Below are 15,119 nucleotides of genomic sequence, written 5' to 3'. Positions count from 1 at the left end.
TGCCGTGGATTTCCCGCAAAAGGCCTTACCATCGATGAACCCGGCGCCGTTTCCCCTTACAACGGAATATTGTCGTGTTTTTTCCACGGGTTTTTCAGCTTTTTGTTGCGCAGGCTTGCAAATGCCCGAGACACACGGCGACGGGTAGATTGGGGCATAATCACCTCGTCAATAAACCCACGCTCGGCAGCGACAAATGGGGTAGCGAAGCGGCCTTCGTAATCCGCAACATGCTGTGCTGTCTTCTCGGCATCGCCAAGATCGGCGCGGTGGATGATCTCGGTTGCGCCCTTTGCTCCCATTACCGCGATTTCCGCGGTGGGCCAGGCATAGTTGAAGTCGCCACGCAGATGCTTGGATGCCATCACCACGTAGGCACCACCATACGCCTTGCGCGTGATCACGGTGACCTTCGGCACGGTCGCCTCGCCATATGCATAAAGCAGCTTGGCACCGTGTTTGATAACACCGCTGTATTCCTGCTGCGTACCTGGCAAAAAGCCCGGAACATCCACAAACGTCAGAATTGGAATCTCGAAACAGTCGCAAAACCGTACGAACCGGGCGGCCTTGCGCGCACTATCGATATCCAAACATCCTGCCAGCACCATTGGCTGGTTGGCCACAACACCAACCGTTTGCCCTTCCAGTCTGATGAAGCCTGTGATGATGTTTTTGGCGAAATCTTCCTGAATTTCGTAAAAGTCGCTCTCATCCGCCACTTTGGTGATGAGTTCCTTCATGTCGTAGGGCGTATTCGGATTGTCCGGAATCAGCGTGTCCAGCGAAGGCTCAAGGCGGCCCGGCTCATCAAAAAACGGACGGACCGGGGGCTTTTCACGATTGTTTAGCGGCAGGAAATCGACAAGGCGGCGCACTTCGGCCATTGCCTCAACATCATTTTCAAACGCGCCGTCTGCGACCGAGGATTTCTTGGTATGAGTCGATGCTCCGCCCAATTCTTCAGCTGTCACGACCTCGTTGGTTACAGTCTTCACAACATCGGGGCCGGTCACGAACATATAGGACGTGTCTTTGACCATGAAAATAAAGTCTGTCATCGCCGGACTATAGACCGCGCCACCCGCACAGGGTCCGGTGATGACGCTGATTTGTGGCACCACGCCCGAGGCCGTGATGTTGCGCTGGAACACTTCGGCATAGCCTGCAAGAGACGCCACGCCTTCTTGAATTCGCGCTCCACCCGAGTCGTTGATTCCAATAACAGGCGCACCGTTCTGAACCGCCATATCCATGATCTTGCAAATCTTCTGCGCGTGGGTTTCCGACAGCGATCCGCCGAACACTGTGAAATCCTGGCTGAACACATAGACCATTCGACCATTAATCGTGCCCCAACCGGTCACCACGCCATCGCCCGCAGGCTTTTGTTTCTCCATGCCAAAATCTGTACAGCGGTGGCTGACGAACATGTCGAACTCTTCGAAGCTGCCCTCGTCCAACAGCAGGTCAATACGTTCACGTGCAGTCAGCTTGCCGCGGCCATGCTGTGCGTCGATGCGCTTTTGTCCCCCGCCCAGCCGGGCTTCGTTGCGACGGTCTTCAAGCTCTGTCAGGATGTCTTTCATGGCGCTAATCCCCTGTGAATTTTGCGCGACACTATACGCAGACGCGCGTAAGCCAAAGCGTCTTTCGGCAAATTTGCAAATGTTTGAAAACTTAGAGTAGGAAAACTGTAAATTAGCTAATCCTCCTCTTTAGGCGCGTTCTTGCATGGCATTCCTTGTTGAGCTTCATGTACACGTGAACCATGCAGTTCAGTTCAAGTCAGGCGCACCGCACGCCCCCCACAATTTCCACGCTCGTTTTGCTTTCGGGGCTGTCGGCGCTCAGCCTGAACCTGTTCCTGCCCAGCCTGCCGAATATGGCGCTGCATTTTCAAACCGACTACAAGGTCATGCAACTGTCGATTGCGTTGTACTTGTTGGTCAATGCGATACTTCAAATATTGATCGGGCCGATTGCGGACAAAGCCGGACGACGACCTGTTCTTCTGTGGGGCTTGGTGCTGTTCCTGGCCGCTACACTGGGTTGCATCTACGCCCCGAACGCCGAGATTTTTCTTGCCTTCCGGATGTGCCAGGCCGTCGTGGTCGTTGGTATGGTACTTAGCCGTGCCGCAGTGCGGGACCTGTTTGAACAGGACAAGGCGGCCTCAATGATCGGGTATGTCACGATGGGTATGGCCGTCGTCCCCATGATCGGACCGGCCATTGGCGGCTTTTTAGAAGAGAGTTTTGGGTGGAAGGCGAATTTCTGGCTGCCCTTCGCGCTTGGTGTGATGACGCTGGCGCTGACCTACTTCGATTTTGGCGAGACTTCGGTCAAAAGCGGCAAGACCTTGATACAGCAGTTCCGGGAATACCCCGAGTTGCTTCGTTCGCCGCGGTTTTGGGGCTATTCCCTGTCGTCAGCTTTGTCCTCGGGTGCGTTTTTCGCCTATCTGGGCGGAGCTCCGTTTATCGGAGCGGAACTCTTCGGCCTCAGCGCCGCTCAGGTCGGCATTTATTTTGGCGCACCAGCCGTTGGGTATTTCGTTGGGAACTTCTTTAGCGGGCGATATTCGGTCCGGTTTGGCGTGAACCAAATGGTGTTCTGGGGGTGCTGGTTGAACGCGATCGGTGTCGCCCTGTCGGCCATCCTGTTTCTGGCAGGCTTTGGCACCGCACTCAGTTTCTTTGGCTTCATGACCTTCGTGGGCATCGGCAACGGCATGACAATCCCCAACGCCACCTCGGGCGCGCTGTCCGTACGGCCTCAGCTAGCCGCCACCGCCTCCGGCCTGAGCGGCGCAATCATGCTGGGCGGCGGGGCTGGTCTCAGCGCTCTGGCCGGAGCCTTGCTGACCCGCGAAACCGGCGCAATGCCACTTCTATGGCTGATGCTGGCCACGTCGGTACTGGCCATCGGGGCCATCGTTTCGGTCATAAGGCGCGAAAGACAACTGGGCCTGTAACGCGGCTTGCACCCGACAGTTTGCAAAGTTAGCGTGCACTGACGGAAAAGTTGCAAAGGCACGCTATGGCCACCCAAAAACTTTACGCTGGTGCAAAACTGCGTGAAATGCGCACGCGTCTGACGCTGACGCAAAAAGACTTCGCTGCCAAACTGGGCGTGTCATTGCCTTATCTGAACCAGATGGAGAACAACAACCGGCCGATCTCGACGACTGTTGTTCTGGCGCTGGCGCAGGAATTCGGCATGGATGTGACCGAGTTGAGCACCGGCGACAGCGAGCGTCTGGTCTCGGACATGCGTGAGGCGCTGGCTGATCCGGTTTTCGATGACACCATGCCACCGCTGGCCGATCTGCGACTGACGGCGTCGAACGCGCCCGCCCTTGCCCGCGCGTTCATCGCGCTGCACCGTACCTACCGGCAAACGCATGAGCGCCTAGCTTCATTGGATGAAGCCCTGGGTCGGGAAGACGCGCAAATACAGGCCAGCCCCTGGGAAGAGGTACGTGACTTCTTTCACTATTGCGACAACTACATCGATGCGGTCGACCGCGCGGCCGAGCGGTTCGCGACACGTGCAAACGACGCTGGGGGCATTCGGTCAGCGACCATCGATAGCCTCGGCGAGCGTGGTATTCGGGTGCAATTTGTGGATATTGACGAAACCCGAAAATACGACGCCGACAGCAAAACCCTTCAGCTTTCGTCGCGCACCGCGCCGCAGACGCAGGTGTTCCAACTGTTGTTGCAGATGGCTTTGATCAGTCAGGATAAATTGCTGGAAGCAACACTGGATTTTGCGAAGTTTCAAAGCGACGAAGCCCGCGCTATCGCCAAGATCGGTCTGGCCAATTATTTCGCCGGGGCTTCACTGATGCCCTATGCTGCGTTTCTCACGGCCGCGCAGGAATACCGTCACGATCTGGAATTGCTCAGCAATCGCTTTGGCGCGTCGATTGAACAGGTTGCACATCGACTTTCTACGCTGCAGCGTCCGGGCGCCAAGGGTATTCCATTCTTTTTCGTTCGGGTCGATCAGGCGGGCACGATCACCAAGCGCCACTCGGCCACCAGACTTCAATTTGCGCGGTTTGGGGGTGCCTGCCCCCTTTGGAACGTTCACCGCGCCTTTGAAACCCCCGGCCACTTTCTTCGACAACTGGCAGAAACGCCCGACGGCGTGCGCTATATCTCACTGGCCAGAGATGTTTCGAAATCCGGAGGCTCATTTGGCGCACCTGTGCGCCGTTACGCCATTGCACTTGGATGCGAGGTTCGCCACGCCGAAGCGCTGGTCTACGCCGATAACCTTGATATCAACAACGCCAGCGCCTATGAGCCGATCGGCATTTCGTGCCGCATCTGCGAGCGCAAGAATTGCCATCAGCGCTCGGTTCCACCACTAGAGCGCCGCCTTTCGATTGACGCGCATTCGCGCGGCACGTTGCCTTATGAAGTCACCTGAACTTTGGCATAAGTGACAGGACCGACGCAGAGTTGCGGATTGCAGCGGCGGGGGCGCGGCCCCGCCCACGTCTTACGCTTTTGACAAAATCGCCCAGATCTCATCCTTCAGCGCGGCACGTTTCTTGCGCAACTCACCTTCGGCCAAATCTTCCATTGGCTCGATGTTTGCTTCGGCGCGATGCACGGTGCGGTTGATCTCGTGATATTCATCCGCAAGCCTTGCGAAATGCGCGTCGGATTGCTTGAGCTGGCTCATCAATTCGACTTTGTCCGGAAATTCTTCGGCCAGTTCATGCGGGGTGTGGGACATTCCTGTTCGCTCCTTAAAGATGTCGTTGCTACTCCGGTTTATACGCCTGTCGCACGCCCCACTTTGACGCGGATCAAATCACCGCTGCGCTGTCGCCCATTCCGGATGAATCCACGGGCGATTGTTGGCCCGGGGCAAAGCCTCTTTCCCAAGCAGATGATCTGAAACTTTCTCACCCACCATGATAGACGGCGCATTCAAATTGCCGTTGGTGATCTGCGGAAAGATCGAGCTGTCGCCAACGCGCAGCCCATCCACGCCGATCACGCGGCCTTGGGGATCGACCACCGCGTCTTTGTCGTCGGCTTGCCCCATACGGCAGGTACCGCACGGGTGATAGGCGCTTTCGGCGTGTTCAGCGATAAAGCTGTTCAGCTCCTCATCTGTTTGCACATCCGCACCGGGCTGAATTTCCTTGCCCGCATAAGCTTTGAACGCCTCTTGTCCGAAGATTTCACGGGTCAGGCGGATGCATTTGCGAAAATCCTCCCAATCCTTTTTATGACTCATGTAGTTGAATCGGATCACCGGCGCGTCCTCGGGCCGGTCCGAGCGCAGCCTGACTGTTCCCCTAGACGGAGACCGCATCGGTCCCACATGTGCCTGAAACCCGTGCCCTTCCGCTGCGGCCTGACCGTCGTACCGCACGGCCATCGGCAAAAAGTGGTACTGAATATCCGGATATTCAACGCCCGGTTTCGAACGGATAAACGCCGCGCTTTCGAATTGGTTCGATGCACCAAGGCCGGTTTTCGTGAACAACCACTGCGCCCCGATCAGGCCCTTGCTGATCAGATTCCAGTGTTTGTACAACGTGATAGGCTGCAATGAGGCCTGTTGGATATACAACTCAAGATGGTCTTGCAGGTTCCCGCCAACGCCGGGGCGATCGGCGACAACGTCAATTCCCATCTCGGCCAGATGCGCCGCCGGACCGATCCCCGACAGCATCAAGAGTTTGGGTGAATTGATAGACGACGCCGCCAAAACCACCTCGCGCCGGGCACGGATAACTTCCCTCTTGCCGCCACGGATCAGCTCGACACCCGTGGCACGCCCGTTTTCAATCACAACCCGATGCGCCAGACCACGGACAATATCGCAGTTTTCGCGCTTCAAAGCAGGCTTCAGATAGGCATTTGCCGCAGACCAGCGCCGTCCTTTCCAGACGGTTTGATCCATTGGACCAAAACCTTCCTGTTTCTCACCGTTGTAATCTCCGGTGACCTCATAGCCCGCCTGCTGCCCCGCATCGACGAAAGCCTGGAACAGAGGGTTTTGACGCGGCCCCCGAGAGACATGCAGCGGACCATCCTTGCCGCGCCACTCTGCATCACCACCGTGGCCACCATCGTGCCACGTCTCCATGCGTTTGTAATAAGGCAACACGTCGGCATAGGACCAGCCATCGGCCCCCATGTCGGCCCACGTGTCAAAGTCGCGCGCATGACCGCGCACATAGACCATCCCGTTGATCGAGGACGACCCACCAATCACCTTGCCACGCGGGCAGGCCAGACGGCGGTTGTTCAGATGCGGCTCGGGTTCGGATTGATAACCCCAGTCATACCGCGCCATGTTCATTGGATAGCTGAGCGCGGCAGGCATCTGGATAAACGGTCCGGCATCCGTGCCGCCATGTTCGATTACCAGAACCGAAGCCCCTGCCTCGCTCAGACGATAGGCCATCGCGCAACCGGCGGATCCGGCACCCACAATGACGAAATCTGCTTCCATTTTTCAACTCCTAGACCCGCCGCTCCAAATCAGGTGAATTGCGGCGAAGTGTGCTTTCTCGGACCGAAAGGTTATTCGCCGCGCGGGAAGCGCTGGCTTTCCTCAACGATGTTCAAATCCATGTGGTTGCGCATGTAGCGCTCTGACGCTTTTTGAAGGGGCTGATAGTCCCAGGGGTAATAACCGCCCTGCCGCAGCGCCTCGTACACCACCCATCGGCGGGCTTGGCTGGCCCGCACGTCCGCGTCGAACCGATCCAGATCCCAACGTGCCTCAGATTTCGCGCGCAGGGTCTGCAACGTCCCGGCATGCGCAGGGTTCGTGGCCAGATTGACCCGTTCCTGCGGATCAGCCTCAAGATCGAAAAGCTGATCGGGGTCCAGCGAACAGCGGGTGTACTTCCACTTGCCATACCGCAACGAGACCAGCGGCGCATATGACGCCTCGGCCGCGTATTCCATCGCAACCGGCGCAGTACGTTCGACCCCTTGCGCCAAGGGCACAAGATTTTCGCCATCGGTCCATGGCGCAATTTCTGCCATGTCAACGCCTGCAAGCGCGGCAAGCGTTGGGGTCACATCAAGCGTTGAAACCGGCGTTTCGATCCGACCCGCAGGCAAATCAGGCGCACAGATCATCAGCGGCACGCGCGACGACCCCTCGAAGAACGTCATCTTGAACCACAAACCGCGTTCGCCCAGCATGTCGCCGTGGTCCGAGACGAACAGGATGATCGCCTCTTGCCGAGTGCTCTCAAGCACCTCAAGGATTTCGCCGATTTTGTCATCCAGGTACGAGATATTGGCAAAATAGGCGCGGCGTGACTTGCGAATGTCATCCTCGGTAATGTCGAAGGTGCGCCAGTCATTGGCATCGAAAATCCGCTTGGAATGCGGGTCTTGGTTTTCGTAACCCAAGTCCGACACTTCGGGCAGCAGGTGGTCGCAATCTTCGTACAGGTCCCAGTATTTCCGACGCGCTACGTAGGGATCATGCGGGTGAGTAAAGCTTACGGTCATGCACCACGGGCGGTCATCCTTGCCACGGGCCAGATCATAAAGCTTGGCCTTGGCGTGATAGGCGACCTCGTCATCATATTCCATCTGGTTGGAAATCTCGGCCACGCCCGCGCCGGTGACCGAGCCCATGTTGTGATACCACCAATCGATCCGCTCGCCCGGTTTGCGGTAATCAGGGGTCCAGCCGAAATCAGCCGGGTAAATATCGGTGGTCAGCCGATCTTCGAACCCGTGCAACTGATCGGGTCCGACAAAATGCATCTTGCCGGACAGGCAGGTGTAATATCCCGCCCGACGCAGGTGGTGCGCATATGTGGGGATGTCGCTGCGAAACTCGGCCGCATTGTCGTACACCCCGGTGCGCGAGGGCAATTGCCCCGACATGAAGCTGGCCCGCCCTGGTGCGCAGAGTGGGGACGCCGTATACGCGTTGGCAAACCGTGTCGACCGGTCCGCCAGTTTCTTCAGGTTCGGGGCATGAAGCCAGTCTGCGGGACCATCGGGAAAGAGGGTTCCGTTCAGCTGATCCACCATCAGGATCAGAATGTTCGGCTGTGTCATTTTTCAGCCTCAAGCAAGGTATTGAGGACACACAAGGCGTGGTTCACGGCCAGTTGCGGTTCCTTTGGGGCTGTAAGTGCCGCGCGGATATACAAACCGTCAATCAGGGCAATCATGTTTGCGGCCGCCTCGACCGGGTCCTGCATCAAAGGACGTAACGCATCGACCAAATTGGACCGCATACGGGCCTGATATATCTGCCAAAGGCGCAGCGCGTCGTCGTTCGTTTGTGCCAGAACATAAAATGTCATCCACGCGGTGATGACATCAGGCGTAAAGCAAGACGGCGCAAAGCAAGCACGAATAATCGCTTGCGCCCTTTGATGAGGCGCTGCCGCTTTAAGCTCGGCCCGAGCCTCATTCCCGAAGTCGGACAGGATTCGCCGCATCGCAGCCAGAAAAATCTGATCCTTGCCACCGAAATAGTGGTGCGCCAGCGCGCTGGACATTCCGGCTCGTTTGGCAATTTGGCTGACGGTCACATCAAGGGATTTCTTTGACCCAAGCTCGGCAATCGTCGCGCGAACGATCGCATCACGACGGATTGGTTCCATTCCGAGTTTTGGCATAGCCATCCCCTTCTCAACAATTACCGAGGAGACGCTACGGCGTTTTTATTGACTCGTCAATCAACATCAAAGTTACTGATGAGACGACTACAGCTTGGGCGCGATACTGGGCGTGGTCAGGTTGCTGCGATTCAGAACAGCTTCGCGCCAAGCGATAAAGCTGACAGCCGTCAGAATGAGCGACCCACCTGCGACAACCCATATGTCAACGCTTTCGTGAAAAACCAACGCGCCCAACAGCGTGGCCCAGATCAGTTGCAGAAACGTCACCGGCTGGGTTACGGCCACCGGGGCCGCTTGCAACGCCAGCGTCATCAGATAGTGGCCTGCCGTGGCAAAGCAGGCGACCAGAAACAACACTCCGATATCGCGCCAGCTCGGAGGCTCCCAGACTGCGATGGCAAAGGGTATCAAGGCCAGCGTCACCCAAATCGACAGATGCGCCACAATGACCGAAGGCGGGATGTCACGCACCAGCAATTTGGCCAGCAGGTATGACCCGCCAAGCATCAACGCAGTGGCCAGCATGGCGAGGTGCCCGGTCGAAACCTCTCGGAATCCGGGACGCAGGATAATGACGACACCGATCAGGGCTACCAGAATCGCGGCGATCCGGCGGAAAGCCAGCTTTTCGCCCAGAAACAGCGCCGCCCCTAGTGTGACGTAAACCGGGGTCATGTAGTTCATCGCCGTAACCTCGGCTAAAGGGATCTGAGTCATCGCGTAGAACCACAGCATGACGGCAATCCCGTGCACAATTCCGCGCAACCCGAACAAGGATAGGTGCCGCGATGACAGGCGGGTTGTCAGGATGGAACGCAGCGCAGGCAGCAGAAACACCAACCCCAGGGCGTACCGTATAAAAGCCGCCTGAATAGGGCTCATGGTCGTTCCCAAGGATTTGACGAGTGCCGTCATCACCACAAAGGAAATCCCGGCAGCAAACATCCAGAACATACCCGCGAGGGGCCGCGAGGAGACGGCAAGCGTTGTCATGCGCAATTCTGAACACCGAAATCGGATCAGAGACAACCCTTCACATGGCAATAAGTTTAAACGCGATACCCAGCATGACGATTCCGATCACCGTATCCAGAACCTGCCACGCGCGCGGTCGGGCAAAGACGGGGGATAGCACCCCTGCCCCGTAGCCAAGGGAAAAGAAAAACACAAAGCTGGACAACATCGCCCCAACAGCAAAAGCCATGCGGTCATCATACTGGGCCGAGATTGAGCCGATCAGCACAACCGTATCCAAATAGACATGGGGATTCAGCCACGTGAAAGCCAGCACGGTCAGCAGGGCCGAACGCAGACTGGCGCGCTGACCTTCTGACACGTCCATCACGGCCCCGCCTCGCCAAGCCGATTGCAGGCTGCGCAGCCCGTACCAGGTCAGGAAAATCGCCCCACCATACCGCATGACCGTTTCAAACCACGGCAATGCTTCGGCCAGGGCGCCGAACCCTGCGACACCGGCCGCGATCAGGATCGCATCCGACACCGCGCAGGTCAGGCACAGGGGTAACACATGCTCGCGCCGCAGCCCCTGACGCAGCACAAAAGCGTTTTGCGCGCCAATAGCTAGGATCAGGCTGAAACCTAATGTGAAACCAGCGATCAGGGATGTAGACATGAAACCTCCTGTAGTCTGAGGCGTTGACTACGGATGTCGGCGCGTTCTATCAAATTAAAGTTATTGACTACAGTTAAGTTTGATTAATGCTGCTCGATCCCAATCACCTGTCCGCTTTGTCGTCGATCCTTCGCCACGGCAGCTTTGACGCCGCTGCGGCTGAGCTTTCGGTAACGCCCTCAGCTATTTCGCAGCGGATCAAGGCACTGGAGGACCGCGTAGGAGCAGCGCTGATCAACCGGGGGACACCCTGCACCGGGACCCCCGCGGGGATGCGTATCGCCCAACATTCCGAGGATATTGGCTTGCTAGAGGCCAAACTGGCCCGCGAGCTGACTCTGGATCAGGCCACCGGCCCTGTCAGGGTCCGTGTAGCAGTCCCCGCAGATGTTCTGGCAACATGGTTCATTGATGCGATGGCTCAGGTGGATGGGTTGTTGTTCGATCTGGTGGTCGATGATCAGGATTATTCAGCGGAATGGCTACGCCGGGGCGAGGTCAGCGCCGCAATAACGGTGGGCGGGCAGTTGGTTTCGGGCTGCGATGCCACATCTCTGGGGGCGTTGCGCTATGTCGCGACTGCCAGCCCGGAGTTCATAGAACAATGGTTCGCCAAAGGCTTGGACGAACACACATTGGCTAAAGCCCCTTGCTTGACCTTCAATCGCAAGGATGGGCTTCAGAAAGCCTGGATTGCCGAACAAACGGGCCAAGCGGTTTCTCCGCCTTCACACTTCCTGCCTTCGCCGCAGGGTTTTGTGGATGCGGCAATCGCGGGGATGGGCTGGGGCATGAACCCTCTCGGCCTGGCGCAACGCGCGCTGGACGATGGCAGGCTGCGGGTTCTGCTACAGAACGCGCCGTTGGATGTGCCGCTGACGTGGCAGGTCGGCCGCGTCTTATCTGCGGCCCTGGCGCCGCTGACCAGAGCGGTCAGACAGGCCGCCCGCACCGCGCTGCTTCCCAAGTGATGCCAGCAAGTCGATACGCGACCAACCAGCGCCGTTAGCGGATTTAAGGCCGACCGCACATCAACAATGTCGGCCTAAGTGGCCCAAACCCTTGCCTTTTGGCAACGACAGACCACGAAAACCCCCAATTCCTCAAGGTCACTATAGAACTTGGTCAAAAACTCTGTTTCATGCATGATACTGAATATAATGATGTAGAAATTCTTCGCGTTGTAGTTGCACCTTTATGGCCACTGAAACCGTCGTTGCGGCATATTACCTTGGAAACACCGGCAGTGACGGTGGTAAAGCGGGCCAACCGGCGGTTGCAACCGTGGTGACCTTTGAAGACATCGCGATGGATGGAACCATTTCCGAAGGTGAAGATACAATCAACGGCTTCACCGTATCGTCGATGAAAGACCAGTCGACAATCGAACTTGAAAACAGTTTGACCGTCAACGGTTGGTATGTCGAACACGAAGATGCCTCGGGGGACAAAGAAATCTATTTTGTACCAACGGATAGCACCGTACCTACAGACAGTGTTCTGGCCGAGGATTCAGAACAGAATGGCGATCAGGAAGGGGATACCGGAGATCTTACACCCTTGCCGCCGCCACCCTGTTTCGTCGCTGGGACCAATATCAATATACTGACCAGCTCAGGATATCGCCCGGTCGAAAGCCTTAAGACCGGCGAAAAGATTCAAACAAAAGATAACGGCTTTCAGAACATCCTCTGGATTGGGAAGGCAAGGCTCACCCAACAGACATTGCGGCGCGCGTGGTTTGCCCGGCCTGTCAAAATCGCCAAAGGATCCTTTGGCGATGGTTTGCCAACAGCGGACCTGTACCTGTCACCGATGCATCGCGTGCTGACATCTGGCCCCAAGATCAATCTTCTTTTTGCTGAAGACGAGGCCTTTGCAGCCGCCAAGTTCTTTCTGCCTCTAAGTGGCGTATCGCAGAGAAATCCGCGCCACGTTGAGTATTACCATCTATTGTTCGACAACCATGAAGTGATCCAATCCGAAGGCGTTTGGACCGAAAGCCTTTATCTGGGTCAGAACGGTTTTGGCGGGTTTGATCACGACCAAAGACTGGAATTGTGCTGCCTGTTCCCCGAACTCCTCAACAACCGCAATGTCGAGTCCATGAAGCTCGCGCGGCGCGATCTCAGGCGGTTTGAAACCCACGCGGCGCTGTAGCCCGGAAAAAACCCGGCCACTAAGCCGGGTTTCGAACGCAAGGGATTATGGCCCGGATCAAAGCTGCGCCATGACCTCATCCGAGGCATCGAAATTGGTGGTAACGCGTTGTACGTCATCATCGTCTTCCAGCGCATCGACCAGCTTCATCAGCTTTTGCATGTCTTCAAGGCCCAACTCGGTCGTGGTGGTAGGTTTCCAGATAAGCTTGGTAGACTCGGACTCGCCCAGCGCGGCCTCTAACGCGTTGGATACATCGTTCAGATCGGTGTCTGCACACCAAATGATGTGGCCATCGTCCGAACTTTCGACATCTTCGGCACCGGCTTCAATAGCCGCTTCAAAGATCGCATCCGCATCACCCGCGGTCGCGGGATAGACGACTTCGCCCTTGCGTTCGAACATGAACCCGACCGAGCCCGTCTCGCCCAGATTGCCGCCGTTCTTGGAAAAGGTCGACCGCACGGTCGAAGCGGTCCGGTTGCGGTTGTCCGTCATCGCCTCGACAATCACGGCCACGCCGTTCGGGCCATAGCCCTCATACCGGATTTCTTCGTAATCGTCGCCCTCGCCCGCGACAGATTTCTTGATGGCGCGGTCGATCACGTCCTTGGGGACCGAGTTCGACTTGGCCTCTTTCACGGCCAGACGCAGGCGCGGGTTCTTGTCAGGATCGGGGTCGCCCATTTTTGCGGCGACGGTGATCTCTTTCGACAGTTTGGAAAACAGCTTGGACCGCGCGGCGTCCTGACGTCCCTTGCGGTGCTGGATATTGGCCCATTTGGAATGGCCTGCCATGTTGCGTCCTCGTGATAGTGATTGCGTATTCGGCGCTCATATAGACGTTTGCCGGGCATGGGATCAAGAGAGCGGCTTGCCCAAGCCCCGCTTGAGGGTATGGTGGCGGCATGACGACAGATCAGATTATTCTTTTTGCCCTTTTCGCCACCGTATTCGGAATGCTGCTATGGGGGCGGTTTCGCTATGATCTTGTGGCGTTTTCCGCCCTGCTGGTCGGAGTCATTCTCGGGGTTGTTCCGGTCGACGAGGCTTTTGCCGGGTTCGGGCATCCCGCAACAATTATCGTGGCGCTTGTTTTGGTTGTATCGGCTGGCCTTGTCCGCTCGGGCGCTGTATTCCTTATTACGCGCACTATGGTTGATGCCGCACGGGGATTGGGGGCGCATATCGCCCTGATGGGTGGGATCGGCGCGATTCTGTCGGCCTTCATGAACAATGTGGCCGCGCTGGCATTGCTGATGCCGGTCGATATTCAAACCGCACGCAAGGCAGGTCGGTCGGTGGGGCTGACGCTGATGCCGCTAAGCTTTGCAACCATTCTGGGTGGAATGGCGACACTGATCGGGACGCCACCCAACATTATCATCGCCTCGATCCGACAAGAGACGCTGGGCGAACCGTTCCAGATGTTCGACTTCGCCCCAGTGGGCGGGGTGGCCGCCATTGCGGGCTTGGCCTTTGTCTCGTTGATCGGATGGCGGCTGATCCCGGACCGCGGCCCACAGACCGAAAGCACCGAGGCGCTAGCCGAATATATCGCTGAACTGACCATTCCGCCCGAGTCGGCTCATATCGGCAAACGGGTCAGCGAACTTTACGCAGCAGCAGAAAAATCCGACGTTGCAATCATCGGCCTGATCCGCGATGGCAAGCGGCGCTATGGCCGCTCGGCGCATGCCACGCTGCAAGAGGGCGACGCACTGGTGCTTGAAGCACGGCCCGAAGCGCTGGATGAGTTTCGCGCGGCGTTGAACCTCGATTTCTCAGACACGCGGCGGCAGGAATTACTGACCGCCGAGGGCGATGGGCTAGAGGTGATCGAAGTTGTCGCCACCGAAAGCGCCCGCATCACTGGCCGGACCGCGCAGGGTCTTGGCCTGGCGTGGCGGCAAAGTACCGTTCTGATGGGCATTTCCCGCCAGGGCCGCCGCATCACCGAACAGGTTCGCAAAACCGAGGTCGAGGCCGGCGATATCCTGCTTCTGCTCTGCCCGCGTGACCGCAGCGCGGATGTGACGGAATGGCTTGGGTGCCTGCCCTTGGCCGCGCGCGGGTTGAACGTCACGGCCAATGACAAGGCATGGCTAGCCATCGGCCTGTTCGCCGCAGCCGTGTTGGCGGCCAGTCTCGGGCTGATCTACTTGCCGATTGCATTGGGGCTTGTTGTCGTGGCCTATGTGCTGACCAAGATCATGCCGATTGCGGACCTCTACAACCATATCGAATGGCCAGTGGTTGTTTTGTTGGGCTCGATGATCCCTTTGGGCAGCGCATTGGAGACGTCCGGCGGTACCGAACTGATCGCCAATGCGCTGGTGCAGTTGACCGAAGGCTTGCCCGCCTGGGCCATTCTGACCGTGCTGATGGTCGTCACGATGACCCTGTCAGATGTTCTGAACAACACTGCGACGGCCATTGTTGCCGCGCCGGTTGGCATCCAGATGGCACGCACGCTTGAGGTGTCTCCGGACCCGTTCCTGATGACCGTCGCCGTGGCGGCCTCGGCCGCATTCCTCACCCCGATAGGTCACAAGAACAATACGCTGGTCCTCGGCCCCGGCGGCTATCGGTTTGGCGACTATTGGCGCATGGGGCTGCCGCTCGAAATCCTCATCGTCGCGGTTTCCATCCCCGCCATCCTTGTCTTCTGGCCGCTTTGAC

General features: G+C 57.6%; 13 protein-coding genes. 5 read left to right on the top strand and 8 right to left on the bottom strand.

The window, feature by feature from the left end:
• Nucleotides 1-56: 56 nt before the first annotated feature.
• Nucleotides 57-1,589, bottom strand: coding sequence for an acyl-CoA carboxylase subunit beta (locus ACXAET_RS00415; RefSeq protein WP_475179424.1), 1,533 nt, complete (start codon nt 1,587-1,589; stop codon nt 57-59).
• Between the two features lie 182 nt (nt 1,590-1,771).
• On the opposite strand from ACXAET_RS00415, the gene ACXAET_RS00410 reads away from it, so the two are divergent.
• Together ACXAET_RS00410 and ACXAET_RS00405 are read left to right on the top strand one after the other, a co-directional pair.
• The gene (locus tag ACXAET_RS00410; protein WP_475179420.1) at nt 1,772-2,977 is read left to right on the top strand and encodes a multidrug effflux MFS transporter; all 1,206 of its coding nucleotides are present in this window, start codon (nt 1,772-1,774) and stop codon (nt 2,975-2,977) included.
• 65 nt (nt 2,978-3,042) lie between these two features.
• Nucleotides 3,043-4,443 carry a helix-turn-helix domain-containing protein gene (locus tag ACXAET_RS00405; RefSeq protein ID WP_475179418.1) on the top strand — a complete coding sequence of 467 codons (1,401 nt, stop codon included), beginning with the start codon at nt 3,043-3,045 and terminating at the stop codon, nt 4,441-4,443.
• 72 nt (nt 4,444-4,515) lie between these two features.
• Here the strand turns inward: ACXAET_RS00405 and ACXAET_RS00400 are convergent, their stop codons facing one another.
• The 6 genes from ACXAET_RS00400 to ACXAET_RS00375 form a co-directional block, all read right to left on the bottom strand.
• Nucleotides 4,516-4,755, bottom strand: a complete 240-nt coding sequence (locus ACXAET_RS00400) for an HP1242/YdcH family protein (RefSeq protein WP_224890727.1) — start codon at nt 4,753-4,755, stop codon at nt 4,516-4,518.
• A gap of 78 nt (nt 4,756-4,833) precedes the next feature.
• The gene (gene betA, locus ACXAET_RS00395) at nt 4,834-6,492 is read right to left on the bottom strand and encodes a choline dehydrogenase (RefSeq protein ID WP_475179414.1); all 1,659 of its coding nucleotides are present in this window, start codon (nt 6,490-6,492) and stop codon (nt 4,834-4,836) included.
• 71 nt (nt 6,493-6,563) lie between these two features.
• Nucleotides 6,564-8,072, bottom strand: a complete 1,509-nt coding sequence (gene betC / locus ACXAET_RS00390; protein WP_475179411.1) for a choline-sulfatase — start codon at nt 8,070-8,072, stop codon at nt 6,564-6,566.
• Nucleotides 8,069-8,641: a choline-binding transcriptional repressor BetI gene (gene betI / locus ACXAET_RS00385; RefSeq protein WP_475179407.1), complete on the bottom strand. Its 573-nt coding sequence runs from the start codon at nt 8,639-8,641 to the stop codon at nt 8,069-8,071. The genes betC and betI overlap by 4 nt, the downstream gene beginning before the upstream one ends.
• 87 nt (nt 8,642-8,728) lie before the next feature.
• The gene (locus ACXAET_RS00380; protein ID WP_475179405.1) at nt 8,729-9,637 is read right to left on the bottom strand and encodes a DMT family transporter; all 909 of its coding nucleotides are present in this window, start codon (nt 9,635-9,637) and stop codon (nt 8,729-8,731) included.
• 40 nt (nt 9,638-9,677) lie between these two features.
• Complete coding sequence (locus tag ACXAET_RS00375) at nt 9,678-10,277, bottom strand: LysE/ArgO family amino acid transporter (RefSeq protein ID WP_475179400.1); 600 nt, start codon at nt 10,275-10,277, stop codon at nt 9,678-9,680.
• An 86-nt stretch (nt 10,278-10,363) separates the two neighbouring features.
• Between ACXAET_RS00375 and ACXAET_RS00370 the strand changes: the two genes are divergently transcribed.
• Both ACXAET_RS00370 and ACXAET_RS00365 read left to right on the top strand, forming a co-directional pair.
• On the top strand, nt 10,364-11,248 hold the full coding sequence (locus ACXAET_RS00370; protein WP_475179396.1) for a LysR family transcriptional regulator ArgP: 885 nt from the start codon (nt 10,364-10,366) through the stop codon (nt 11,246-11,248).
• Nucleotides 11,249-11,474: 226 nt separating this feature from the next.
• Complete coding sequence (locus tag ACXAET_RS00365; RefSeq protein ID WP_475179394.1) at nt 11,475-12,437, top strand: Hint domain-containing protein; 963 nt, start codon at nt 11,475-11,477, stop codon at nt 12,435-12,437.
• Between the two features lie 57 nt (nt 12,438-12,494).
• Here ACXAET_RS00365 and ACXAET_RS00360 read toward each other — a convergent pair whose 3' ends face one another.
• Nucleotides 12,495-13,235 carry a YebC/PmpR family DNA-binding transcriptional regulator gene (locus ACXAET_RS00360; RefSeq protein ID WP_475179392.1) on the bottom strand — a complete coding sequence of 247 codons (741 nt, stop codon included), beginning with the start codon at nt 13,233-13,235 and terminating at the stop codon, nt 12,495-12,497.
• Between the two features lie 110 nt (nt 13,236-13,345).
• On the opposite strand from ACXAET_RS00360, the gene ACXAET_RS00355 reads away from it, so the two are divergent.
• On the top strand, nt 13,346-15,118 hold the full coding sequence (locus tag ACXAET_RS00355; RefSeq protein WP_475179389.1) for an SLC13 family permease: 1,773 nt from the start codon (nt 13,346-13,348) through the stop codon (nt 15,116-15,118).
• Nucleotide 15,119: the final 1 nt, after the last annotated feature.

Source organism: Ruegeria sp. AWH4_226 (assembly GCF_056159225.1).
The sequence above is the reverse complement of the archived record's forward strand: the minus strand, read 5'-3'. Positions and strand labels throughout refer to the sequence as shown.